Origin of the sequence: Clostridium formicaceticum (assembly GCF_001854185.1) — a bacterium.
GTDB classification, from domain to species: domain Bacteria; phylum Bacillota; class Clostridia; order Peptostreptococcales; family Natronincolaceae; genus Andreesenella; species Andreesenella formicacetica.
Genome location: NZ_CP017603.1, coordinates 2,123,320 through 2,146,939 on the forward strand (window position 1 = coordinate 2,123,320; position 23,620 = coordinate 2,146,939).

The 23,620-nt window shown below is 34.9% G+C and carries 23 protein-coding genes, 1 riboswitch and 1 other annotated feature; of the genes, 13 read left to right on the forward strand and 10 right to left on the reverse strand.

Going from position 1 to position 23,620, the window contains the following annotated elements; genetic code table 11:
* The first annotated feature begins 257 nt into the window (after window positions 1–257).
* The gene (locus BJL90_RS09565; protein ID WP_070967104.1) at window positions 258–1,247 is read left to right on the forward strand and encodes an aldolase catalytic domain-containing protein; all 990 of its coding nucleotides are present in this window, start codon (window positions 258–260) and stop codon (window positions 1,245–1,247) included.
* A 121-nt stretch (window positions 1,248–1,368) separates the two neighbouring features.
* On the opposite strand, the gene BJL90_RS09570 is transcribed toward BJL90_RS09565, so the two are convergent.
* On the reverse strand, window positions 1,369–2,193 hold the full coding sequence (locus BJL90_RS09570) for an ABC transporter permease (protein WP_070967107.1): 825 nt from the start codon (window positions 2,191–2,193) through the stop codon (window positions 1,369–1,371).
* Window positions 2,183–2,962 (reverse strand): ABC transporter ATP-binding protein, encoded by a 780-nt coding sequence (locus BJL90_RS09575; protein ID WP_236905058.1) that lies wholly within the window; start codon window positions 2,960–2,962, stop codon window positions 2,183–2,185. Before BJL90_RS09575 ends, BJL90_RS09570 begins: the two co-directional genes overlap by 11 nt.
* 334 nt (window positions 2,963–3,296) lie before the next feature.
* A riboswitch (cobalamin riboswitch) is annotated at window positions 3,297–3,479 on the forward strand.
* A 200-nt stretch (window positions 3,480–3,679) separates the two neighbouring features.
* On the opposite strand from BJL90_RS09575, the gene BJL90_RS09580 reads away from it, so the two are divergent.
* Genes BJL90_RS09580 through BJL90_RS09595 form a run of 4 tightly spaced genes read left to right on the forward strand, consistent with a single transcriptional unit; the run spans window position 3,680 to window position 6,295 of the window.
* Entirely contained in the window at window positions 3,680–4,423 is a 744-nt protein-coding gene (locus tag BJL90_RS09580; RefSeq protein WP_070967112.1) for an energy-coupling factor ABC transporter permease, read from the forward strand.
* Window position 4,424: 1 nt separating this feature from the next.
* Window positions 4,425–4,727, forward strand: a complete 303-nt coding sequence (locus tag BJL90_RS09585) for an energy-coupling factor ABC transporter substrate-binding protein (RefSeq protein ID WP_070967114.1) — start codon at window positions 4,425–4,427, stop codon at window positions 4,725–4,727.
* A complete protein-coding gene (gene cbiQ, locus BJL90_RS09590; protein WP_070967117.1) occupies window positions 4,727–5,461 on the forward strand; it encodes a cobalt ECF transporter T component CbiQ in 735 nt (244 codons plus the stop codon). The genes BJL90_RS09585 and cbiQ overlap by 1 nt, the downstream gene beginning before the upstream one ends.
* A gap of 12 nt (window positions 5,462–5,473) precedes the next feature.
* On the forward strand, window positions 5,474–6,295 hold the full coding sequence (locus tag BJL90_RS09595) for an energy-coupling factor ABC transporter ATP-binding protein (RefSeq protein ID WP_070967120.1): 822 nt from the start codon (window positions 5,474–5,476) through the stop codon (window positions 6,293–6,295).
* A gap of 73 nt (window positions 6,296–6,368) precedes the next feature.
* Here the strand turns inward: BJL90_RS09595 and BJL90_RS09600 are convergent, their stop codons facing one another.
* On the reverse strand, window positions 6,369–6,569 hold the full coding sequence (locus tag BJL90_RS09600; protein ID WP_070967122.1) for a hypothetical protein: 201 nt from the start codon (window positions 6,567–6,569) through the stop codon (window positions 6,369–6,371).
* 346 nt (window positions 6,570–6,915) lie between these two features.
* Here BJL90_RS09600 and BJL90_RS09605 point away from each other — a divergent pair, with 346 nt between their 5' ends.
* From BJL90_RS09605 to BJL90_RS09615, 3 genes are all read left to right on the forward strand, one after another.
* Complete coding sequence (locus BJL90_RS09605) at window positions 6,916–8,235, forward strand: hypothetical protein (RefSeq protein WP_070967125.1); 1,320 nt, start codon at window positions 6,916–6,918, stop codon at window positions 8,233–8,235.
* A 59-nt stretch (window positions 8,236–8,294) separates the two neighbouring features.
* Window positions 8,295–8,531, forward strand: a binding site (T-box leader).
* A 90-nt stretch (window positions 8,532–8,621) separates the two neighbouring features.
* Entirely contained in the window at window positions 8,622–9,803 is a 1,182-nt protein-coding gene (trpB, locus tag BJL90_RS09610) for a tryptophan synthase subunit beta (RefSeq protein WP_070967128.1), read from the forward strand.
* A 197-nt stretch (window positions 9,804–10,000) separates the two neighbouring features.
* Window positions 10,001–11,212 (forward strand): IS256 family transposase, encoded by a 1,212-nt coding sequence (locus BJL90_RS09615; protein ID WP_070967132.1) that lies wholly within the window; start codon window positions 10,001–10,003, stop codon window positions 11,210–11,212.
* 312 nt (window positions 11,213–11,524) lie between these two features.
* On the opposite strand, the gene BJL90_RS09620 is transcribed toward BJL90_RS09615, so the two are convergent.
* Together BJL90_RS09620 and BJL90_RS09625 are read right to left on the reverse strand one after the other, a co-directional pair.
* Complete coding sequence (locus tag BJL90_RS09620; protein ID WP_070967135.1) at window positions 11,525–12,985, reverse strand: flotillin family protein; 1,461 nt, start codon at window positions 12,983–12,985, stop codon at window positions 11,525–11,527.
* 3 nt (window positions 12,986–12,988) lie between these two features.
* Window positions 12,989–13,585, reverse strand: a complete 597-nt coding sequence (locus BJL90_RS09625) for a hypothetical protein (RefSeq protein WP_070967138.1) — start codon at window positions 13,583–13,585, stop codon at window positions 12,989–12,991.
* A 408-nt stretch (window positions 13,586–13,993) separates the two neighbouring features.
* Here BJL90_RS09625 and BJL90_RS09630 point away from each other — a divergent pair, with 408 nt between their 5' ends.
* From BJL90_RS09630 to BJL90_RS09640, 3 genes are all read left to right on the forward strand, one after another.
* Entirely contained in the window at window positions 13,994–14,656 is a 663-nt protein-coding gene (locus BJL90_RS09630) for a hypothetical protein (protein WP_070967141.1), read from the forward strand.
* Between the two features lie 108 nt (window positions 14,657–14,764).
* Window positions 14,765–15,427 (forward strand): response regulator transcription factor, encoded by a 663-nt coding sequence (locus BJL90_RS09635; protein WP_070967144.1) that lies wholly within the window; start codon window positions 14,765–14,767, stop codon window positions 15,425–15,427.
* Window positions 15,424–16,791, forward strand: coding sequence for a sensor histidine kinase (locus BJL90_RS09640; RefSeq protein WP_070967147.1), 1,368 nt, complete (start codon window positions 15,424–15,426; stop codon window positions 16,789–16,791). Before BJL90_RS09635 ends, BJL90_RS09640 begins: the two co-directional genes overlap by 4 nt.
* A gap of 59 nt (window positions 16,792–16,850) precedes the next feature.
* On the opposite strand, the gene BJL90_RS09645 is transcribed toward BJL90_RS09640, so the two are convergent.
* Window positions 16,851–17,675 (reverse strand): potassium channel family protein, encoded by an 825-nt coding sequence (locus BJL90_RS09645; RefSeq protein WP_070967149.1) that lies wholly within the window; start codon window positions 17,673–17,675, stop codon window positions 16,851–16,853.
* 202 nt (window positions 17,676–17,877) lie between these two features.
* On the opposite strand from BJL90_RS09645, the gene BJL90_RS09650 reads away from it, so the two are divergent.
* On the forward strand, window positions 17,878–19,116 hold the full coding sequence (locus BJL90_RS09650; RefSeq protein ID WP_156778895.1) for an HlyC/CorC family transporter: 1,239 nt from the start codon (window positions 17,878–17,880) through the stop codon (window positions 19,114–19,116).
* A 12-nt stretch (window positions 19,117–19,128) separates the two neighbouring features.
* Here the strand turns inward: BJL90_RS09650 and BJL90_RS09655 are convergent, their stop codons facing one another.
* From BJL90_RS09655 to phnD, 4 genes are all read right to left on the reverse strand, one after another.
* Entirely contained in the window at window positions 19,129–19,776 is a 648-nt protein-coding gene (locus tag BJL90_RS09655) for a hypothetical protein (RefSeq protein WP_070967155.1), read from the reverse strand.
* Window positions 19,777–20,025: 249 nt separating this feature from the next.
* Complete coding sequence (gene phnC, locus BJL90_RS09660) at window positions 20,026–20,763, reverse strand: phosphonate ABC transporter ATP-binding protein (protein ID WP_070967159.1); 738 nt, start codon at window positions 20,761–20,763, stop codon at window positions 20,026–20,028.
* A gap of 2 nt (window positions 20,764–20,765) precedes the next feature.
* Entirely contained in the window at window positions 20,766–21,572 is an 807-nt protein-coding gene (gene phnE / locus BJL90_RS09665) for a phosphonate ABC transporter, permease protein PhnE (RefSeq protein ID WP_081561926.1), read from the reverse strand.
* Between the two features lie 6 nt (window positions 21,573–21,578).
* Complete coding sequence (phnD, locus tag BJL90_RS09670) at window positions 21,579–22,490, reverse strand: phosphate/phosphite/phosphonate ABC transporter substrate-binding protein (protein WP_070967161.1); 912 nt, start codon at window positions 22,488–22,490, stop codon at window positions 21,579–21,581.
* 404 nt (window positions 22,491–22,894) lie between these two features.
* On the opposite strand from phnD, the gene BJL90_RS09675 reads away from it, so the two are divergent.
* Window positions 22,895–23,593, forward strand: coding sequence for a YetF domain-containing protein (locus BJL90_RS09675; RefSeq protein WP_070967164.1), 699 nt, complete (start codon window positions 22,895–22,897; stop codon window positions 23,591–23,593).
* Window positions 23,594–23,620 lie beyond the last annotated feature (27 nt).

Consider the following 23,620-nt stretch of genomic DNA (forward strand, 5'->3'; position numbering starts at 1 on the left):
AAGACCCCCACTTCTATAAGTGGGCTTTGAATTAGGTGGAGTAGAGTCGCCATCTGATTCCCCGATGTTCAGCTTTAGCTGGACGAGTTCACTGAATCTTTTGTCAAAATAGTAAAACAGTTGAACAAGTTTAGCACGCTACTTAAAGGGAATAATATAGAAAAAGCTAACGACTTATTGAATTATCCCTTTACCTAGATAGAACTTCTGTGATAGAATAGTAGCAATATACTTATATAAGAGAGAGGGAACATACTATGTCACTAATCGAAAAATTTGAAAAAAAAGGAACTTGGATAACCTATCGACCTGATATTAAGGTTTTGGACTGTACCATTAGAGATGGGGGGCTGATTAATAATTATAAATTTGAAGAAGACTTTGTACGTGCTGTTTATGATACATGTGTAGAAATTGGTGTAGACTACATGGAAATAGGAAAAATTGCATCACCAAAAGTGATGTCTACGGAAGAATTTGGTCCTTGGAACTTTTGTAAAGAGGAAGATATTCGAAAGGTTGTAGGAAATAATGAAACATCACTTAAACTAGCAGTAATGGCAGACATAGGAAGAACCTTTAAAGAAAATATTCGCCCTAAAGAAGATAGTGTGATAGATATGATCCGTGTTGCTGCCTATATACATCAGATACCTGCTGCTATTGAATTGATAGAAGATGCACATAGTAAAGGATATGAGACTACCATCAATTTAATGGCTATTTCTAAAGTGTCAGAAACAGATTTAGATGAAGCCCTCAATATTTTTGCAAACACTAATGTAGATGTAATCTATTTGGTAGACAGTTTTGGTACCTACTATTCAGAACAAATCCATAGATTAGCACGGAAATATTTGAATATAGCTGAACAGGTAGGCAAAAAGGTAGGAATCCATGCCCATAACAATCAGCAATTAGCCTATGCAAATACTATTGAATCTTTGATTATGGGGACAAGCTATCTGGATGCTACAGTGTATGGCTTAGGTAGAGGGGCTGGAAATTGTCCGCTGGAATTATTAATGGGATTTTTAAAAAATCCAAAGTATAACATTGTACCGTTGCTGAAGTTAATCGAAGAATACGTAAAACCCCTTCACTCAGAGATTAACTGGGGATATGATATTCCCTATATGCTTGTAGGCCAATTAAATGAACATCCTAGAACAGCAATAGAGTTTATAAAAAATGATGAAAAAGATTTTGTAAAATTACACAATACTTTATTAGACATGCAGGCTTGAAGAGCATTAAGAGAAAAGTATGATAGAAGGTTATCGATAGGTATTTCTACACTAAAAAGTCCAACAAGAAACACGCCATCTTAGTGTTTCTTGTTGGATTTTTTTAGTATAGGAAAAGGGGTCACTGTCGTCCTTTTAAAAATTTGCTCTCCAACCATACGATTAGTTGGTACATCAAAGCTGTGGCAATAGCTAAGACAATTACCCCTGCCATGACAATGTCTAATCGAAACACTTGACCACCGTAAACAATTAAGTAACCTAATCCAGCCTTAGAAACCAAAAATTCTCCCACGATGACCCCTACCCAAGACATACCAATATTGATTTTCATTGTGTTAATCATGGTAGGAATGCTGGCGGGGAAAATGACCTTTTGCAATATTTGCAGCTTTGTGGCACCAAAGGTCATTAACATTCTAATTTTTTCTTCATCTACTTCTTTAAAGCCATTATAAGTAGCTAAAATTGTTACAACAAGAGAAATAGCTAAGGCAGTTACAATAATCCCTCGCATTCCAGCGCCAGCCCATATGATGATAATAGGTCCTAGAGCAATTTTAGGCAGGGCATTTAAAACCACAAGATAAGGGTCCAATACCTTTGCTATAAAATCTGACCACCAAAGCAAGATAGCAGCAATGGTTCCTAAAATTGTGCCTATAATAAACCCTATAAGGGCTTCAAAAACAGAGATAGCCGTATGTTTAAAAAGAGAACCATCCCGAAGTAAAGTAACAATTAATTTAAAAACCTCCGAAGGTTTACTGGTAAAGAAAGGATCTATCCACTTTAGGGTAGCTGCGATTTCCCATAACAATAAAAAACTTATTAGCACACACACTTGAGATAATTTGATTTTTAACTGATGTCGCTGAAGACTTTTAAGGTATGCTATATGGCTGGAGGAGTGCAAGGTATTTTCAGGAGATTTATTATTTAACATAGATATCTAACTCCTTCCATATTTGATTAAAATAATGTCTAAACTCAGGGGCTTCGCGACATTTTAAAGGTGTACGTTCATTACTGCAGGTTAATTTGATTTCGTGTACATTTTTTATACTAGCAGGCCGGTTGGAAAGTACTAGGACCCTATTAGCCATAGAAATGGCTTCGGCTATGTCATGCGTAACCATAATAGCAGTTTTTTGTTCTCGTTTTAAAATTCCTGCTATATCATCGCTGACTGCTAGACGACTTTGATAATCTAAAGCAGAAAACGGTTCGTCTAACAGGAGCAGCTCTGGTTCAATAGCAAGGGTGCGGATAAGAGCAACCCTTTGACGCATTCCTCCGGACAATTGATTGGGGTAATGGTTTTTGAAGTCTTTTAAACCATAGGTATCTAGTAACCTAGTTACTCTCTCAATGCTTTCTTGATTTACCTTATTCTGTACTTCTAGTCCAATCAATACGTTTTCCATAATCGTGCGCCATTGAAATAAATGATCACCTTGAAACATGTATCCGATACTTCTGTTGGGACCCTCTGTTTGTTGACCATTAATAAAAACTTTCCCGGAACTGGGTTTAACTAATCCTGCAATAATGGATAGTATAGTGGATTTGCCACAGCCGCTAGGCCCTACAATTGTAACAATTTCCCCTCTATGCACGTCAAAAGAAAGGTTTTCTAGAGCTGTTGTTTCTCCATCCAACGTATGATAAGTCTTAGAAATATTTTTTATTTCCACGAATTTCGTCTCTTCCACAACCATCCCCCCTCTGAAAACAAATGATGATAATAAACTATATGTTATATACTATGAAAAAGAGAAAATTATGTTACTAGAGAGGAAACAAACCACTCTTTTCCTTAGTAGGGAGATATTTTACAAAAAATGTTGAAAAAATAGTATATGATAAAAAACGTTGCTATTTTATTTAACCTAAGTCTTTAGCTAATTTTGTAAAGCTTGGACCTTCTTTAGAAAAATACACACTAAGTGGAGTTTATAGGACCGTATGTAAAATTTTTCTTGAAGGAAATAAAATTATTTGATACAATAATTATGATAGAGGAAAATAGATTCACAAAAAAATAAAATACTGAATAATATTTTAGGTGTTTTAGAAGAAGCTTAAATGGGAAAGCGGTGTAAATCCGCTACAGCCCCCGCTACTGTAAGTGAGGATGAAATCGGCAACGGCCACTGAAAAATTTTCGGGAAGGTGTCGAGAGTAAGGTGATTCACAAGTCAGGAGACCAGCCTAAAGAATACAACAACCTTCGGAGGGAAGGAATGTTTGTATTGTTATGATGATAGTGAGAAACTATTTAGTACTTACAAATTCCACTCCTGAGGAGTGGAATTTTTGTGGTTTTAGGCGTTGGTCAGTTTTATATTACTCAGTTGCCAAAAGTGCAAGGGCAGCTGTAAATCATATAAGCTTTAATTTTAATATTCCATTTATGAGGAGGTAGGAAAATGAAAAAAGAGAATGTATTTTCTGCAATGACTTTAGCAGGTCTGTTTACACTTATACCAACACCTGTATTTGCAATGCACATTATGGAGGGGTTTCTTCCTGTAAAGTGGACAGTGATATGGTGGCTTGTGTCTCTTCCCTTTTTAGTGCTAAGCTATAAGAAAATGAAGGAAGTTTTGAATGAAAGATCAGATGGAAAAATGATGCTGGCTCTTTGTGGTGCCTTTATATTTGTATTATCCGCCTTAAAGTTACCATCTGTAACGGGAAGTTCTTCTCATCCAACTGGGGTGGGTTTGGGGGCTATATTGTTTGGTCCCTATGCAATGGTGTTGCTTTCCTTTGTTGTATTGGTATTCCAATCACTTTTGTTGGCACATGGTGGTATCACCACCTTGGGGGCAAATACTTTTTCGATGGGTATTGTAGGCCCTATTGTAGCCTATGGAAGCTATAAATTATTAAAAATGATGAAAGCTCCTGTATGGCTGGCAGTAATGGTGGCGGCTGCACTAGGCAATCTTGCTACCTATATCGTCACAGCATTACAATTAGCCATTGTATATCAAGACCCTGTAGGAGGGTTTTCTGCAGCTTTAATGAAATTTATGGGAATTTTTGCGGTTACACAAATTCCTTTAGCGATTACAGAGGGATTATTAACTGTTGCAATCCTAAATCTTGTTTGGAAGTACAACAAAGAAGGATTACAGGAGCTAGATTTTATGAGGGGAGAGATATAATATGAATAACAATAGAAAAAATCCTTTTCCCAGTATAATAGTAATGCTGCTATTGGTAGGAATATTAGTTGTAACACCTTTATTACTTCATAAAGGCGGAGAATTTGAAGGGGCCGATGATTTAGCTGGAGAAGCGATTGAAGAATTAGCTCCTGAATATGAAGCATGGTTTGAACCTATTTTTGAACCCTCTACGGATGTAATGGAGAAGATATTATTTACTCTTCAAGCAGTCTGTGGAGGCGGAGTCATCCTATATACACTACAAAGCATGAAAAAAACGCCTAAAAGGGAAGGGATTTAATGTATTTCATTGATCATCTTGCTTATAGTAGTTCTTTGCGAAAAGTAGAACCAAATCAAAAATTTATATTTTCTCTAAGCACAATGTTAGTCGTATTATTGGCAAAAAATTATATAGTACCTATTGCTGTTATCCTGTTTATGGGGATAATCATTATGAAAAAAGGGGGAACTTCTGCCCAGAATTTCGTGAAGGCCCTTTTTCTTCCTTTTTTCTTTCTGGTGATGGGGGTTTTGCCTGTTATGCTTCAAGTAGAAATACAGGAAGGCTTTAAAATATATGGTACTTGGAAGGGTTTTTATGATGCGTTGTTTTTGGTCGTAAGAGCTTTGGCTGCAGTCACTTGTTTATACTTTTTTATTTTAACAACCCCGATGGTAGATACATTGCAACTATTAAAAAAGTATAAGTGCCCTATATTAATCAGAGAATTGATGTTTTTGATGTATAGGTTCATTATGCTTCTAACAGAAATAACAACTAAAATCTTTTTTGCACAGAAATCTAGAGGTGGTTATTATAATACTACCAATAGTCGTCAAGCACTATCTCAATTAGTAGCTAGTTTGTTCTTGGGTTTACATCAAAGAAGTAAGGAAAGTTATCAAGGACTAATCGCTAGAGGCTATCAAGGGGAAATAGATCTTCTTATTGTTGAATACGAAAATTCCCCCAAAAACTGGTGCTTTATCATGATAACACAAGTGGTCTTAGTTTTTTTATTAATGATTTAAGAAGGGTGATTTATGGAACAACAATGGATACTTCACTTAAAAGATATAACCTATACCTATCCTGACGGTACACTGGCGCTAGACAAGCTTCATGTAAAAATACCAAAGGGGAAGAAAACGGTATTTTTAGGACCTAATGGTTCAGGAAAATCTACTACTTTTCTCCACATGAACGGTTTGTTAAAACCGCAAAAAGGAGAGATTTATTATGAAGGGCAAAACCTCTCTCACAAAGCGCGTAAAAATCTGTGGAAAAAAGTTGGAATTGTTTTTCAAGATGCTGATACCCAATTATTTTCCACCAACGTATATCAAGAAATATCCTTTGGCCCCAAAAATTTAGGTTTTTCCAATGAAGAAACAAAAAAGAGGGTAGAGGAGGCCATGAAAGCTACCAATGTTTTCAACCTACAGCATAAACCAGTACATTTTTTAAGTGGTGGAGAAAAAAAGAGAGTATCTATTGCTGATATTCTAGCTATGGATACAGAGGTAGTTCTGCTAGATGAACCTACTATGTCCTTAGATCCCAAACATACGGCAGAATTAATGGAGATACTGGAGAAGCTGCACCAAAAAGGTAAAACGCTAGTTCTTTCCACCCATGATGTAAATTTAGCCTATAGTTGGGGAGATTATTTTTATATTATGAAAAAAGAAAGGGTTTTATTAGAGGGGACGCATGAAGATGTATTTAGCCAAAGGGAACTTTTAGAAGAAGCGAATCTAGAGGTGCCATTAATTTTAGAGATTTATCAGCATTTATTAGAGCGGGGAAAAGTCAAAGCTTTACATCCCCCTAGAAATAAAGAGGAATTATTGAAATATTTATAATGTTTTAGAAAAACAGCCCTGTGGTATAGAGGGCTGTTTATATCCTTTTTTCAATGTGATAGTGAATATAATGTTATATAGTATTATTTTTACAATATGTATAGGTTTCAATTTTCTTACTTAGTTCGATATCAAAAATTTGTAGTAACAAGCTGCTTTCTTCACAAATTCTAGCTTGTTTAACTTCGTTTATTTTTCTTTTTAGCTCTTGTATCTCTCTTATTTCTTTTAAGACTTCTTTTTCTAGGTTATTTTGTACTAGACTCAGCACCATTTTAATTCCCCCTCATAACAAATTAAAAAGAAAATATTAAAAAAGCAGTATAGTACTTAAGTACTATGTTTTTACATTATACCTCTTTTTTTGACAAATTTGTACATTTTTTTGAAGATTCTTTTATAATTAAATAAGATATTCCTTTTTCGTTTTTTTAAAAATCTACACTATATCCAATTTTAAAAGTAGGAGCTTTATTGAAGAAAGTAGTGATTCATGATATCATTTTAAATAGTAGCTAGTTTATGGATGGTCAACTTCATAGGCATATAGCTATAATAATTTTAGGAATACAGCTATTGGTTTAAGGAAGATAAAATTATAAATAAGGTAGGTTATATGAATGGGTAGTAGCTATATTCAGGAGTTTGATATTCACGAAATATTTAGTGTTACTGACATGCAAAAAATTCTCATTGGTGCCTCAAAAAAAAACAAAGATGAATTTGTTGTAATTAATATAATGAATGATAAAAGGTTTCTAGGGGAGGAAACGAAAAGACAATTACAATGTTTAGATAATTTGGTTTTCTTTGAGGAACTTGATGAAGCTATTGTTCTTGTTACTAAATTTAATAAAGCATCCTATTTAACAGAGTATATAGAGCAAAATATGCTGAACACACAAGAGCGATTAAGTTTGGCTCATCAATATTTAGAAAAGATAGTTGCTTATGATAATTTCTCAGATGATATTAAAAGAATATTGGTAGAAGAATCCCAAGTCATTGTGAAAGATGGCAGTATCCTGCTTAATGATTTATTAATTGTGGGAAAAAATGTAATAGATAAAGACGATAGTTTTAAGCGGGTAAGTAGGGGTGTAGGAAGTGTGCTTAACACAATTCTTTTCTCAAATATATCTTTGGGTGATAAGAAGCTGAGTGAATTAAATAAATTACTGGAACTGGTAAATAATTTGCAGTATGGTACCCATCAATACACAAGTTTAAATGAAATATTGAAGGCTTACAACCAGTTGTACCCTGATGTAGCTAACCATAATGATGGAAAAACGGAGGAGATTTTACAGGAAGAGCATAAGCAGCTTCGTCATACTACCTTTAAGAAAGCAATTATAGGTATCGTACTGACTGGAGTCATTGCTGCTTTATTGGTGATGGGAATAGGTGGTAGGTTTAAAAATACTGATGGTGTAATCGAAATACAGTATAGCTGGGAGGAGAGTAATGAAGCTACTGTAGCGGATGGAGATCAAGAAAACGATAGGTATGGAAATGAAACTGATAAAACTGCGTCAGAGGGACTTGAAAAGTATGAAATTTCTAATTTAAATCCCGATTTTATCAAAAAAGATAGAAGTATATTTCGAAATGGAGAATATGCATTGAAGTTTATGGGTACTACAGATAACGCATCCAATAGTATTTATTTGAATAATGTTACTACATATAAAAATTCTACGCTTTCTTTATGGGTTAGGACAGATGCTATAGAAGAAATTCCAATGAATTTTAAAGGATATAACCATGACCATCTAGTATGGGAAAATTTTATTTATTATAAACCTAAAGTAGCAGGAACATGGGAAATGATACACTTTGATTTGCCTAATAAGGAAAGCAATAGGATAAAGTTATCTTTATTTAATGCTAATACTACAGTTTGGATTGATGATATAAAAATCAGTTCTTATAAATAAATTTGAAAAACTTCTTGACAGGGCATCATTTTCTTATTATGATATTAATAATTAATAAAAGTAAAACGTTGAGTAAGAGGAGTAGTTGTGCTAGAGAATCACAGAGAGTCGGCGTTGGTGAGAGTTCGGCATTGGAAAGCATAATGAATGGGCTTACGAGTGGGATCTGAAGATTTAGTAGGTGACCCGGGTTTCTCCCGTTATAGAGATAGGATATCGGTGATTGTACCTGTATCTGAAAAAGTGGGTTAGATTTATGACCAATTGAGGTGGCACCGCGATCATTCGTCCTCTATACATTTTATAAAATGTATAGAGGACTTTTAATTTGCAACGATTTCTATAAAATACAAATAATGATGAAAAATAAAAGGAGGAAATTTAAAATGGAAAAGACAAATGGATATTTCGGTGAATTTGGTGGAGCATTTGTTCCTGAAGCACTACAAAATGTTTTAGCAGAGGTAGCAGAAAATTTTTATCAATATATTGAAGATCCAGAATTTCTTCAGGAACTACAATACTATCAAAAACAATATATAGGGAGAGAAAATCCTCTTTATTATGCGGAGGGCCTAACACAAAGGATAGGTGGCGCTAAGATATACTTAAAGCGAGAAGATTTAAACCATACAGGCGCACATAAAATTAATAATGCCATCGGACAGGCATTATTGGCAAAAAAAATGAACAAAAAAAGAATTATTGCAGAGACAGGAGCTGGGCAGCATGGTGTAGCCACAGCTACAGTATGTGCTTTGATGGGATTGGATTGTACCATATATATGGGGGAAATTGACACAAAAAGACAGGAGTTAAATGTTTTTAGAATGGAGATGTTAGGTGCAAAAGTTGTGCCAGTAACCAGTGGTACAGCTACTTTGAAGGATGCTGTTGATGCAGCTTTAGAAGATTTTGTCACTAATGCTGAGGATACTTTCTATTTATTGGGATCAGCGGTAGGCCCTCATCCTTATCCTACTATGGTGCGAGAATTCCAAAGTATTATTGGCATAGAAGCCAGGAGGCAAATACTGGAGGCAGAGGGAAGACTTCCAGATTATTTAGTAGCTTGTGTTGGGGGAGGCAGTAACGCTATAGGTTTATTTCATCCATTTGTAAAGGATGAAGAAGTAAAAATCATTGGTGTAGAGCCTGCCGGTAAAGGGTTAGAGACAGAAGAGCATGCTGCTTCTATTTCAAAAGGAACAGTTGGTGTAATTCACGGATTTAAGTGCTATACATTACAGGATGAAAATGGTGAGCCTCTACCAGTTCACTCTATAGCAGCAGGTTTAGATTATCCAGGTGTTGGCCCTGAACACAGCTATTATAAATCAGTGGGCAGAGGGGAATATGTTGCTGTTACAGATGACGAGGCTTTAGATGCCTTTTTCCTGTTATCTAAGACTGAGGGAATTATTCCAGCTATTGAAAGCGCTCATGCTGTCGCTTATGCAACGAAGCTGGCAAAGGAATTATCATCAGATCAAATTATTATTGTCAACTTATCAGGAAGAGGAGATAAGGATGTTAAGCAGGTAAAAGAAATGATAGAAGACAAATAAGCTTAGCTCATAGATGAAAAAGAAACCTAAATTGAAGTGCCCTCCAAATATTAGGTAGGAATCTAATACTTGGAGGTGCAGCTTATTAACTTTAACGAGCCTGTAGAAAATTTTGTGTAAACAGATTAAGTATACTCTTTCTAGACAATAATTGAGGTAATGATAAAATACCAAAATTTTCTAGGAGGAGTATTTTTATGTCGAATATACCAAAGGAAGTATTGAAAAATTACATCAAGGAACAAAATTTTAGTAATCCAAATGAAGTATTAGCAGCCATGAAAGAAATGTTCAGGGATGTATTACAGGAAGCTTTAGAAGCAGAGATGGATGAGCAACTAGGATATGATCGATATGATATGTCCGATAAAGAAACCCCGAATAGACGAAATGGATATTCTAAGAAAACCATAAAATCAGAATTAGGACCTGTTGATCTAAATATACCAAGGGATAGACATGGGGATTATGATCCCAAAATAATACCTAAATATCAAAGGAATGTAACTGGTATAGAAGAAAAAGTAATGGCACTTTATGCTGCAGGCATGACCACTAGAGATATATCAGAGCAAATAAAAAACTTGTATGATGTGGATATTTCAGCTGATATGGTCTCTAACATAACCAACAGAATTTTACCCCTAGTCTCTGAATGGCAAAACAGACCATTAGAAAAGAGATATTCCTTCGTATTCATGGATGCAATACACTACAAAGTAAGAGAAGATAAACAAGTAGTAGTTAAAGCAGCCTACGTGGTGCTGGGTGTAAATATGGATGGAGTAAAAGAAGTCCTTGGTATTTGGATAGGAGCAAATGAGAGTAGCAAGTTCTGGCTCTCAGTCCTTAATGATCTCAAAAATAGAGGAGTACAAGAAGTCTTAATATTCTGTGTAGATGGTTTAAGTGGCTTTAAAGAAGCCATTGGAGCAGTGTATCCTTTTGCCCAAATACAGCGATGTATTATTCACCAGCTTAGGGCGAGTATGCGATATATACCCTACAAAGACAAGAAAGCATTCGTAGCAGATCTAAAGGCTGTTTATACCTCAGTGAATGAAGAAATGGCATTAGAAAATCTACTTCATGCTAAGGAAAAATGGTGCAATAAATACCCGAATGCGATTAAAAGCTGGGAAGATAATTGGGATAATATTTCAACCTTTCTAATGTTTCCAGACTATATAAGGAGGATTATGTACACTACCAATGCCATAGAAAGTCTAAACAGCCAGTTTAGAAAAGTAACTAAAACAAAACTGATATTCCCTACTGATGAAAGTCTTATGAAAATGCTATATCTAGCTACTGAAAGAGTTAGTAAGAAGTGGACTAGGGGCTATGGAGATTGGGATAGGGTACTAAGCCAACTAAATATATTATTCAAAAAAGAGGATGTTGTTTAACTTGGGGACGCTGTCCCCAAACCCCTGAGGTTTAACGCTTTTGTTCCCCCAGGAACGAAGAAAACGGGAAGTCCACTAGACTACCCGTTCCTGTAAAGAATCCTAATAACCCCTCAGGTTGCTCCTCAGCATAGCCCTACCCTGTTATTAGGAAAAACAATGTATATTCTTAGCTTTAAATGGGTAATTTATACAGCAGAACTAATTTGACAAATTACTCATCGACAAAAATCAGCATTTAAATCAAATCTTAAAGTTACTTAAGTTATTGTACTTAGAAAGAGAATACACAAAATTATTTACACTGCCACTTTAACTCTCGGCTTCAGCCTCCTGAGGCTTTAAATCATCTTCTTCAACATCCACATAGTTTTCTTTTTTCTCTTTAGAAATAAAATCTGCTTGGGGTGTAGTTTGCTTTTTTAATAGATATTCCGGCAATTGAAGTCCTGCACTGTTAAATACATCCTCAAGAGGTGGAAGGGATTGCATCATACCGGATAAAAAATTGGCGGTGGCGGTTTTTCCGCCTTCTTTTCCTCCAGTGTTATCCCACACAGTAACTTTGTCGATGTTGATGCCTTTGATGGCTTCTACTTGAATTTTAATTAGTTCTGGTAGTTTATCGGCAATCATCAACATCACTGCTTTATCTGTATCTCCTCCTGCCGCTTCCACGATTTTACTGAAACCTTCCGCTTGTTTTACAAGCATTTCCTTAGTACCTCTAGCCTCTGCATCCATTTTGGCAAAGATAGCATCAGCTTCGCCTTTAGCTTTTCTTCTAAATTCCTCTGCTTGGGCTTCTGCTTCGATCTCAAGCTTTTGTTTTTCAATCTCTGCACGAACAATAACATCCGCTTCTTTTGTAGCCTTTTCTCTTTTTGCCCTGGCTTTTTCAGCCTCTTCCTCTGCAAAATAAGCCTCTTCTAAGGCTCTTGCAGATTGAATTTTCTCGGCAGCTGTAGCTTTTCTTTCTGCCTCCGCTGCTTTTTCCCTTCTTTCCGCTTCAGAGTTGGCAATGGTAATTTTAGATCGGTTTTCTCCCTCTACAGCAGTAGCATTGGCCTCAGCAACCTGTACTCTCTGATCTCTATGGGCTTTAGCTTCACCAATAGCACCATCTCTATCCTTCTCAGCAACACTCTTTTTAGCATCATTGACAGCCTTTGCAGCCGCCTCTTTACCTAATGCATCGATATAGCCAGACTCATCATTAATATCTGTGACATTTACGTTGATTAGTCTTAAACCAATCTTTTTTAATTCAGTTTCTACATTACTGGATACAGCTTCTAAAAACTTATCTCTATCGGTATTAATTTCTTCGATGTCCATTGTAGCTATAACCAGCCTTAACTGGCCAAATATAATATCTTTGGCCAATTCCTGTATCTCTGCTAACTTTAATCCCAACAATCTTTCTGCTGCATTCTGCATAACCCCTGGTTCTGTAGAAACACCAACGGTAAACCTTGAAGGAACATCTACCCTGATGTTTTGTTTACTAAGGGCTTTTTGAAGGTTGACCTCTATTGATATGGGTGTGAGGTCTAGAAACTCATAATGCTGGATGACGGGCCATATAAAAGCGGCGCCTCCATGAATACACTTGGAAGAATTATTTCCAACTTCTCCTTGACCTACTTTACCGTATACAACTAAAACTTTATCTGATGGACATTTTTTGTATCGAGCAAACAAGGCTGCAACAGTACCAAAAATAATAACAACAATAACAGTTACAAGTATTACACCATAAGGCTGACCCATTTGTTAATCCCCTCCAGTTATTTTTTCAACCAATAAAATTCTATTGCTTAATATATCCTTCACTTGAACGACAGTACCTGTTGGAATAGCATTCTCATCATCTGTCATAGCTTCCAATTCTCTAAAAGCGTCTTGAAAAGTAATATTTACCTTTCCTATACCACTTCTTTTAGCAGGAATACGTATATATACCTGACAAGTAGCTCCTTTAGCATATTCTATTTGCATATTTCCATTATGTGTTAATTTCATTGTGAAGTAAAAAAGAACCGATACGATCAACATCATGATGATGCCTAGTAGCGTAGAGAGTAGTAAAGTAGCAGATGTGCCCATTCCTGCATTTAAAAAAGTAATTCCTGCCCATCCAAAAACAGTAAAAAAGGTGATGAAATTTCTAAGCGTGAATAAATTCAATGATGATTCAAATTCAAAGTCATTATCCAAATCTAACCCTTCTTCAATACCCTCCATCCCATCCCCATCACCTAGACCTAAAAAGGTAGCTATTAACTGTATAATAAATAAGACTGTAAAAGGAATGGCTAGATACCAGTAAATTCGTTCCAAAACAAGTGCTTCTGAAAGCCAAGCTATCAACTGGTTTACCCCCTTTCTTAAATATTTTTTTCCTAACCAACTTCGACATCCTCTACTAAAAACCTTTTTAAATTAACATATTTATTGTAAATTTTTTTAAAAGGATAGAAAATACTACTGTCAAAGCTCAGTATTAGGTAATTTTGAATTATATTTTTATCCTTCGGTGTATTGCTAAGGCTTCCCTGAATTAAGTCTCGCTTTATTTTTATGCAGCGAAACAAGGATAGTTGCTAAATATAAAGAAAAAAGTAGAAACGCCAACAACCAGAAAAGACTGAGTGGTGCATAAGAAGGAATATAAATTTCACAATTTCCCATAATTCTTTGATACTGATGCCATACTTTTAGTTCATAATATTAATGGAAAGGTACTTAAATAAAAAACAAATGGGAAGGAGAATTTTTATGGATTGGAAAAAGAAAATCATACCTGCTACATTAGCTCTAACACTTTTGGTACCAGTAGGGGTGTTTGCCAACAATAGTGCAAATACTGAAGAAAACACAAAGGATAGGGGCAAATTTCCAACAGCTATTACGAAATCAATAGGGCTTGGAGAAGAAGGTTTTGGCAAAAACATAGAGCTTTCAGAGGAAATCAGGGAAAAATGTCAAGAACTTAGGGAAAAGTTTGAAAAGGGGGAAATTACCAAAGAAGCATTGCAAGAAGAAATGAAGGAACTGATGCCAGAAGGATTTCAAATGAAAGTAAGAGGTCTTGGGAATCAAGAGGAGCTTTCAGAAGAAGTAAAGGAAAAGTTGCAAGAGCTTAGAGAAAAATTACAAAGTGGAGAAATTACCAAAGAAGCATTGCAAGAAGAAATGAAGGAACTGATACCAGAAGGATTTCAAATGAAAGTAAGGGGTTTTGGGAATCAAGAGGAGCTTTCAGAAGAAGTAAAGGAAAAGTTGCAAGAGCTTAGAGAAAAATTACAAAGTGGAGAAATTACCAAAGAAGCATTGCAAGAAGAAATGAAGGAACTGATGCCAAAAGAGCTTCAGCTTAGAAGAGAAAAACTTGGCAATGAAGAAGCCAAACAGTTAAAGCTAGAGAGTTTTTCATTATAGAAATTAAATAAGCTAACTATTTAGCTTTCTGCAAACATGAAAATACAGTTCTAAAGACGTGTTAAGGCACGTCTTTTTTGATATACTTAAGAGGAGGAGGTATAGCATATGTCATTTCGAATCTATTTAGTAGAGGATGATCCAAATTTAAACTTGGTTTTAACCTCTTACCTGCAGAAGGAAGGTTGGCAGATTTCTTCCTTTTTGGCAGGGGTGGAAGCAAGGCAGGCTATTCATAATACGCCTGATTTATGGATATTGGATATTATGCTTCCTGATATAGATGGTTATCAACTTATTAGAGAAATTAAGGCAAATAGCTTGCAAACACCTGTTATCTTTATCTCTGCAAGAGATGCTGATATAGATAGAGTGGTTGGTTTAGAATTGGGGAGTGATGATTATCTACCTAAGCCATTTCTTCCCAGAGAGTTAGTAATCCGTACTAGAAGGCTACTGGAGAGAGTATATCATACTAATACTACATTTCAAACAATTCCTCCCTATAGTATATATGAAGCAAGTAGAACGGTTAAGTTACAGGAAACCATCATTGACTTAACCTCTAAGGAATTTGATCTTCTTATTCTTTTTACAAAAAATCAAGGACGCGCTCTTTCAAGAGAGCAAATTCTTATGCATATTTGGGGGGATAACTATTTTGGAAGTGATCGTGTAGTAGATGATCTCGTTAGACGATTAAGAAAAAAGATGTCGTTTTTATCTATAGAGACGATGTATGGTTATGGATATAGGATGGTAAGGTCATGAAAAATCTTCCTTTATCCTTACAAATTTGGTTGGTTTTTGCTGCTATTATGTTAGCTATTTCTATTTTATTAACAGGATTATTTCCTTGGACACTGAGGGACTTTTTTACCAGAGAAATTTATGCAACCATTGAAAGTGGCCAAAATTTGATATTGAATCGCTTTCATAACGAATCTCCTGAAGAAGCCTGGGAAGATAACCTTTTGCCTAGAGAACGACATGCCTTACAAGATATACGTACTGTTAATCACTTTATTATATTAAGTGAAACGCAAGAAATCATTGCCCAAAGGCTTCCTATAGAATTTCTAAATAAGGTAAGATTAGAGGCGAGTCAACAAGTGGAAGATAGTCAACGCTATAGCGGACAAGTTGATGATAGAAAGGTTTTTTATGTGATTAATAAAGGTGAGATGCGGGGCCATGAATTTTTTCTTGTATCTTATATGTGGGATGCTTATCGTGAAGATTTGGTTCAAACTCTTTTTAGAAGATTGCTATTGATTATGAGCTTGGTTTTTTTACTTAGTTGGATACCCTCTCTTTTGCTGGCAAGATACTTGTCGAATCCATTGGTAGCCTTGGAAAAACGTGTTAAAAAGCTTACAAATCGAGACTGGAATGAAACGATTCAGTTGCAACGGAAGGATGAGATTGGCAAATTGGGAGAGTCTATAGAGCAGCTAAGGACCCAATTAGTTCGTCAGGACGAGGCACAACAGTCTTTTTTACAGCATACGTCCCATGAGTTGAAGACACCAGTAATGATTATCCGTAGTTATGTCCAAGCAATTGGAGATGGGATTTACCCTAAAGGAGATCTAACAAACAGCTTACAAGTTATCGAGGAAGAAGCTGAGCGCTTAGAAAAGCGCATATATAGTCTTCTCTATCTGACAAAACTCGACTATTTAGCTACCCACAAACCTTTTTGGGAAACTGTAAACATGCATAACTTAATTATCGATGTGGTAGAAAGATTCCGTTGGAATCAGAGGCAATTAGATTGGTCCCTTGATTTATCGGATATAGAAATTAAGGGGGATATTGAACAATGGTGTGTTGTGCTAGAAAATTTGCTAGATAACCAAATACGGTATGCTCAGCACCAAATTCTTATTTCACTGAAGAAGTCAGAGGAGTCTACGGAAAAGACAGCGCTTCTTCGTATTTGGAATGATGGACCCAATATTGAAGAAGAAACAATAGATATTCTTTTTAATAAATTCCGCAAAGGGAGTAAGGGGGAATTCGGCCTTGGTTTAGCCATTAGTCATCGCATTGTTTCCTTGCATGGTGGAAGAATTTGGGTAAAAAATGAAGAAGAAGGGGTATCCTTTTATCTAGCGTTTCCTTTTGTATAAATATGAAATGGTCGCACCTCAAAATCTTCTGTTTTTAAAAATAAGAAGATTTTGAGATTTTATAAATCTTTAAATTTCTTAACTTTTTCTTCCTCCAAGCTGCAGGTTTTATGAAAATCTCTCCAATTAATGTGACTTCTTCTATGACCTTGCCATTTATAGAGGTCTATATAATCCTTAATGAAGTGAATACAGCCTCCAGTATAGTATCTAGATATAAAAACCAACTCCCCAGCCTCTACATCGGTGCCTATAACTGAAATTCTTATTAAAATACTTTCTTTTTTAAGAAGGGCTGCCTTCAAGTAGCTTAGAAGCTGGCGATTTTTTTCTTCTTGCAAATCAATATCCCAATATAAGAGCTTCTCAAAATAATAATACTCTTGAGATAAATGGAGTTTTCTTTTTCTAACATTATTTTCATAAATAAAGACTTCTAGTACTCTATTGACATTTACTAAAGCTCTACCTTTATTACCCACTCTTACAGATAAATAAAATTTATCCTCATCCTCTTGATATTTTAGATAAACTCTATTGGTAATAATAATATTTTTGGGTCTTTTGACTAAATAAAACAAAAACATACCGGTAAAAATAGAATTGATTAGAACGCCTGAAAACCCTTGAAGTACTGTAAGAAATTTCCCCATTTGATCGACAGCTGTAATATCTCCATAGCCAATAGTTAAGTAGGTAATGCCGCTGAAATAAATAGCATCACTAAAAGGCGATTTTTTGTAATCTGAAGAATGAGTAATCATACCATTTGTATCAATAAGGGAATCATGTTTTATATACAGATAAGCAAAGGACAATATATTTAAAGTAACAATCATTACATAGATGATTAACAGAACAAGCACTCTTTTTAATATATCCATTTTCCTACTCCTCAATTGCAATACAAAGATTATGCTAAGTTTTGAATGAAAACTAGTATTAGAATTCCCAAACCTATAAATTTTATTGCCGCAGGGAAGAACTTCTACAAAAGATTTCATTATAAAATGTAGAAGATTCCATAAAATAAGCATGATAAGCAAAGTATCGTCAAAGATATAAAGGATGTGAGGGTATTTGGATATGCATAATATAGGGCAAGCATTGATACTATTGATACTATTGATTTTATCTGCTTTTTTTTCAACCTCTGAAACAGCATTAATGGCACTAAGTAGAATTAGAGTCCGACATATGGTAGAGGAAAAAGTTAAAGGGGCGGATCTAATCGATAAATATATAGGGGAGCCGAATAAGCTTTTAGGTACAATTTTGGTAGGAAACAACATCGTAAATATAGGTGCTTCTGCCTTGGCAACGGCGCTGGCTATTGATTTTTATGGGGATCAAGGCGTGGTGATTGCTACAATCGTCATGACAATTCTAGTGTTGGTATTTGCAGAAATAACTCCTAAGTCTTTTGCTGCCCAAAATGCTGAAAAAATATCCTTAAAAATCATAAAACCTATAGCTCTTGTTATTGTTTTACTTTATCCTATCGTAACAATATTTACTTTTATTACAAGTGGATTTATGAGAATATTAGGGAGTAATACAAACAAAGTACGTCCCTTCATTACTGAGGATGAACTGAGAACAGTTGTCAATGTTAGTCAAGAGGAAGGTGTTTTAGAAGTCCATGAGAAGGAAATGATTTATAATGTTTTTGAATTTGGCGATCAACAGATCAGAGATGTGATGATTCAAAGAACAGATATTATTGCTATAGACATAGAAGATACTTACGAAGAAATTATTGAAGTCATAAGAACTGAGAAGTATTCTCGGTATCCTATTTATGCAGAAGGAATTGACAACATTGTAGGGATATTAAATGTAAGAGACTTATTTTTTATAGATAATTTACAGGAAAACTTTAATATCAATGAGTACGTCAGAAAGCCTTATTACACCTTTGAGTATAAAAAAATTGCTGATTTGTTTAAAGAAATGAAAAAAAACAAAGTGCATATTGCTATTGTATTGGACGAATACGGAGGAACTGCTGGCATTGTTACCTTAGAGGATTTAATTGAAGAAATTGTTGGCGATATTCAGGATGAGTATGATGAATATGAAAAAGAAATAGAGGTTATTCGGCAAAATGAGTATCGTGTCAAAGGAAATACCAAGATTGAACTGGTGAATGAAATGATTGGTACCAATATAGAATCTGAAGATTTTGACTCAATAGGAGGGTTTATTATAGGTGAATTAGGAAGATTTCCTAAACTAGGAGAAACCATTAATCACAATCATATGAAGTTTGTAGTGGAGGATATCGAAGGAAATAAAATTAAAAAAATAAGGATTTTCACTTGAAAATCCTTAAGTTTATAGTGCTTCCTCTAACCGTTTCATCAGTATGCTTTTTCTTTCTCTAATCATATTCATATAAAATGCCTCTGTTTCTTGTACCACAGATGTAGACAATTGGTTATCTTGAAGCTCAGTTTCCATCTCTTTTAAAAGTTCTTGTAATGTAGCCTTCATAGATTCCTCTAACATATTAGCCGCTTGAAGATATTTCCTAACCACCAGTGCTTGACTTAGTTGACCTTGTGATTTTTCTGCCATATATTCTTCATAGGCTTTTTTATAAAGGCTATTGGCTCTTTCTACTACTAAAGCTTCTAGTTTTTCAAATTTAGTATGATACTTATTTAATATCGTTTCTACTGTAGGAGTTTGTGTTGTTTCGGATTGCAGCGTATCATTATTCTTGCTTTTATCGACCAACGAACCCTGCTCTAAGTCCTTTTTCAGGTCATTTTCTAAAACATTTGATGAGCCACTTTCTGCATGATCTTCTAAAACATAAAAGTCTAAATCTCCAAAATCAAAAAAATTTTCACTAAACTCCTCCTGCAATTGTGATCTTAGTGTATTATCTACACCAAAGAAATAACGATAACCCCAAAAACTAATTCCTGCAAGAATTACTAGGAAAGAAATGAAAAAAATCAATAAATTTTTTTTCATAGAAGTCACTCCTTGTCTAAATACCTAGCAAGCTTCATTTATACTATATCATTATCTTCCATTATATCATTATCTTCCTTAGTTCAATAGTAATTTTTCCTTGCCAAATTATGCAATAATCTTTCTTCAATAGCGTAAGTCCTTCAAGTCATTATCAAAAAAAGAAAACCACCAAAAGGTGGTTTATCCTCGAAATAAGTTGGGCTGCAATTCAGAGGAGTAAAAACTCCCCCTGAATTAAGTCTCGTTTTATCTATAAATACGATTGATTTCAGCTTCATCGAGAGCGCTAGGGGGACCGTCAAAAACAATATTTCCTCCATTCAACCCTATAATTCTCTTGGAAAAAACTTTAGCTAACTCTACTGAATGAAGATTAATGATCATAGTGATTTTTTCCTTTTCGTTAATTTCTTTTAACAATAGCATGACTTCCTTAGCAGTAACAGGATCTAAGCTAGATACTGGTTCATCTCCTAAAATAATTTTAGGCTCTTGAATAAGTGCTCTAGCAATCCCTACCCTCTGTTGCTGGCCGCCGCTTAAAGTTTTTATGGGCCTTTCAACGAAGGAGGATAAGCCGACCTTCTTTAAAGCTTCCTTAGCTTTTAATAAATCTTCTTGAGGAAATTTCTTAAAAAGAATTTGTAAGGGAGATAAATAACCAAATCTACCCACCAACACATTTGTTAACACTTTCATTCTAGGGATAAGATTGTAATGCTGAAAAATCATCGCTAGATTTCGCCTATAAAGTCTTAAAGCTTCTCCCTTTAACTTTGTTATCTCCTGTCCTTCAAAATATATTTTCCCTTCTGTAGGATCGATTAATCTATTGATACAACGAATAAAAGTAGACTTACCAGAACCACTTAGTCCTAATATACTGATAAACTCCCCTTGATGAATGTCAAGGTTTATATTATTTAAAGCAAAGGTTTCTTTTTTATCATAGTGCTTTTTAAGATTTTCGATTATAAGCTGCATATTTATATCACCTTTCTTCTGAGAAGACCACCAACATAATCAATGATGATTACCATAGTCATAATAACGAGACAGTCTACTGCAACTTTATTGTATTGAAACATTTTAAAGTGGATACTTAAAAGTTGGCCTACGCCGCCAGCTCCTACTAAACCCAACACAAGAGATGCCCGAACACTTACTTCTAAACGGTAAAAAGCATTGGATAATATATGGGGGATAACCTGAGGAACAATGCCGTATAATACCATTATCTGTTTTTTAGCTCCTGTTGCTGTTACAGCCTCCTGCGGACCTATATCGGCGGACTCGATAATTTCTGAGAAAAGCTTTCCCATTACCCCTATATTGTGAAGGGCCAAAGCCAGTACCCCTGCAAAAGCTCCAAGGCTTACGGTAGGGACAAAAATCAATGCAAATACGATTTCAGGAATAGAGCGTAAAAAGCTTAAAAAGCTCCTTATCAGGCTATAAATAGTCCAATGAGGTGAAGTATTCTTTGCACCTAAGAAACCAACGGGAACAGCAAAGAGAAATGCTATTGCAGTCCCAATAATAGCTATTTGGATGGTAATAACAGACTCCTTCATAGCCAAAGGTAAAACACTCCAGTCGGGATTAAGAAAGCTGCGATTAATAAAATCTAAGGTATTATTAAAATCTTTAAATAATAGCGGGTTAAATTTCGTACCGTGGGCACTCCAAAGAAACAGCGCAAGAAGGCCTATCCATAGATAGACCTTCTTTGTTTGTGGGGTAGGAGGAAATTTTAGGTTTTTATTACTTTTTACTGTGATTTCCTTTAACATAATATATTACAACCTTCCGTCAGCTTTTGCCGCTTGTCTTACCGGCTCATAGTCTTTATCGTCGGCTAATGCAAATCCACTGGCTCCGAATACATCTAATATTTCTTGATCTTTTACGGTTAAGAAGGCATTTCTTAAAGCTTCTTTTAGAGAATCAGGCGTTCCCTTCTTTACTGCCCACGGATATTGAAATAATGGTTCTGATTGCCATATGATTTTAAATTGTTCGCCATCAATTATACCGTTTTTCTTCATTACTTCAAAGATAGCGCTATCAACAGCCCCTACTTCTACTTTTTTTTCCTGTACTGCTAAAGCAGCTGCATCATGTCCTCCTGTGTAGAAAATTTCTTTAAAGTCTGTATCCATCTGATCTCTAAAAATTCCTTTTTCCTTTAGAGCTAAGGTAGGAATAAGAGAACCTGATGTAGAGTTAACATCCCCAAAAGCAAATTGTAGATTTGCTGCATTCTCTACAACATCTTCTAAGTTATTAAGAGGAGAATCGATATGAGCAATCATATAGGAATAATAATAAGGCTCTCCATTTACTAATAAAGTCATGATGGCTTCTGCTCCACCAGTTTCATTAGCGATAATATAGGTTAAAGGACCAAAATAAGCCATATCCACTTGACCATAATTCATAGCCTCTACTACGCCGTTATAATCAGGGTAAACCTCTATTTCAACTTCTGTCTCCAATTCTGCAGATAAGTGCTCACCTAATTTATCCATAGCTTTCTTCATGTCTCCTTGGTTTTGCGTAGGGATAGCGCCGATAATTATTTTTTCTGGAATAAAATTCTCTGTTTGATTATTAGGATCAATAGGTGCATCACCTTCAGTACTACCACTACAACCTACTAAGGAAAATATAAGTAATCCTGCTAGAATAAGTAAAAATATTTTTTTCATTTTGTGGCTCCTCTCTAAATCGTATTTATTCGTTATAAGATTATTAAATAAATAAGAGATATTTTTACTAGAAATATCTCTTAAATACAAAACTTATTTTATAGAATTATAATGAAAAAAACAACTAAATTATGCTTATATTTCAATGTTTAATGAGAATGCTTAAACCTATAGAAATCTTAAATATGAAATATTATGAGGTATTGAAAGTCATACATTGAATTAAATCATTTTTTTCTTGTGAAGAATATAGATAAGTATGAGTCCAATAATAACGAAAACAAATGTAAAAACTGCCTGTATCCATAATTTCATTTCATTTACCTCCTTGCATCATTCTATGTGATACGTTTCATACTATTAGTATAAATACGAAAACTCAATTTATACTGGGAGGTTTAAATATGAAGGTTGTTGTCGAAATTGTACTACAAACAGTTTTAGCTTTTTTCTCTATACTATTTATTACTCGCATCTTAGGTAGACAACAGGTATCTCAATTAACAATGCAGGAGTATGTCAATGGTATTACCTTTGGCTCTATTGCGGCTACCTTAGCTACCGATATTAATCAGAGAACATGGCATCATTTAATTGGTTTATTTTTGTTTGGTATCTTAACCTTTCTTGTTTCCTATATTAGCGTTAAAAGTATTGCTATAGCTAGGATGATCCAGGGAGAGCCAGTGATTGTTATAAAAGAAGGAAAGATATTAGAGAAAAACTTAGCTAAGTTTCACTATACAGTAGATGATTTAAACCATTTATTGCGAAAAAAAGATATATTTAATATTAATGAAGTAAAGTTTGGTATTCTAGAAAATACAGGAGAAATTAGTGTGATAAAAACAGCACAAAATGAAAATGTCAAGGTGCAGGACTTAGGTATTTTAGGAAAGCAAGAAGAGCTTCTTATAGAAGTGATTGTAACAGGAAATGTGATTTATGAAAATTTAAAGCAGCAAAACTTAACAATGAAATGGCTTATTGACCAGTTAAAGATGCAAGGAATCAAAGACTTAAAGGAGATCGTTTATGCAACGATTGATCAAAACAATCAACTCTACATAGATAGAATAGAAGATCATTTACAGCTAAAATAAAAAAGCACTTATTTGTAAAAAACAAGT

Coding starts and splice junctions, on each gene's coding strand:
- BJL90_RS09565 (WP_070967104.1), top strand. CDS start 258: ATGTCACTAATCGAAAAATTTGAAAAAAAAGGAACTTGGATAACCTAT.
- BJL90_RS09570 (WP_070967107.1), bottom strand. CDS start 2,193: ATGTTAAATAATAAATCTCCTGAAAATACCTTGCACTCCTCCAGCCAT.
- BJL90_RS09580 (WP_070967112.1), top strand. CDS start 3,680: ATGAAAAAAGAGAATGTATTTTCTGCAATGACTTTAGCAGGTCTGTTT.
- BJL90_RS09585 (WP_070967114.1), top strand. CDS start 4,425: ATGAATAACAATAGAAAAAATCCTTTTCCCAGTATAATAGTAATGCTG.
- cbiQ (WP_070967117.1), top strand. CDS start 4,727: ATGTATTTCATTGATCATCTTGCTTATAGTAGTTCTTTGCGAAAAGTA.
- BJL90_RS09595 (WP_070967120.1), top strand. CDS start 5,474: ATGGAACAACAATGGATACTTCACTTAAAAGATATAACCTATACCTAT.
- BJL90_RS09600 (WP_070967122.1), bottom strand. CDS start 6,569: ATGGTGCTGAGTCTAGTACAAAATAACCTAGAAAAAGAAGTCTTAAAA.
- BJL90_RS09605 (WP_070967125.1), top strand. CDS start 6,916: ATGGGTAGTAGCTATATTCAGGAGTTTGATATTCACGAAATATTTAGT.
- trpB (WP_070967128.1), top strand. CDS start 8,622: ATGGAAAAGACAAATGGATATTTCGGTGAATTTGGTGGAGCATTTGTT.
- BJL90_RS09615 (WP_070967132.1), top strand. CDS start 10,001: ATGTCGAATATACCAAAGGAAGTATTGAAAAATTACATCAAGGAACAA.
- BJL90_RS09620 (WP_070967135.1), bottom strand. CDS start 12,985: ATGGGTCAGCCTTATGGTGTAATACTTGTAACTGTTATTGTTGTTATT.
- BJL90_RS09630 (WP_070967141.1), top strand. CDS start 13,994: ATGGATTGGAAAAAGAAAATCATACCTGCTACATTAGCTCTAACACTT.
- BJL90_RS09635 (WP_070967144.1), top strand. CDS start 14,765: ATGTCATTTCGAATCTATTTAGTAGAGGATGATCCAAATTTAAACTTG.
- BJL90_RS09640 (WP_070967147.1), top strand. CDS start 15,424: ATGAAAAATCTTCCTTTATCCTTACAAATTTGGTTGGTTTTTGCTGCT.
- BJL90_RS09645 (WP_070967149.1), bottom strand. CDS start 17,675: ATGGATATATTAAAAAGAGTGCTTGTTCTGTTAATCATCTATGTAATG.
- BJL90_RS09650 (WP_156778895.1), top strand. CDS start 17,878: ATGCATAATATAGGGCAAGCATTGATACTATTGATACTATTGATTTTA.
- BJL90_RS09655 (WP_070967155.1), bottom strand. CDS start 19,776: ATGAAAAAAAATTTATTGATTTTTTTCATTTCTTTCCTAGTAATTCTT.
- phnC (WP_070967159.1), bottom strand. CDS start 20,763: ATGCAGCTTATAATCGAAAATCTTAAAAAGCACTATGATAAAAAAGAA.
- phnE (WP_081561926.1), bottom strand. CDS start 21,572: ATGTTAAAGGAAATCACAGTAAAAAGTAATAAAAACCTAAAATTTCCT.
- phnD (WP_070967161.1), bottom strand. CDS start 22,490: ATGAAAAAAATATTTTTACTTATTCTAGCAGGATTACTTATATTTTCC.
- BJL90_RS09675 (WP_070967164.1), top strand. CDS start 22,895: ATGAAGGTTGTTGTCGAAATTGTACTACAAACAGTTTTAGCTTTTTTC.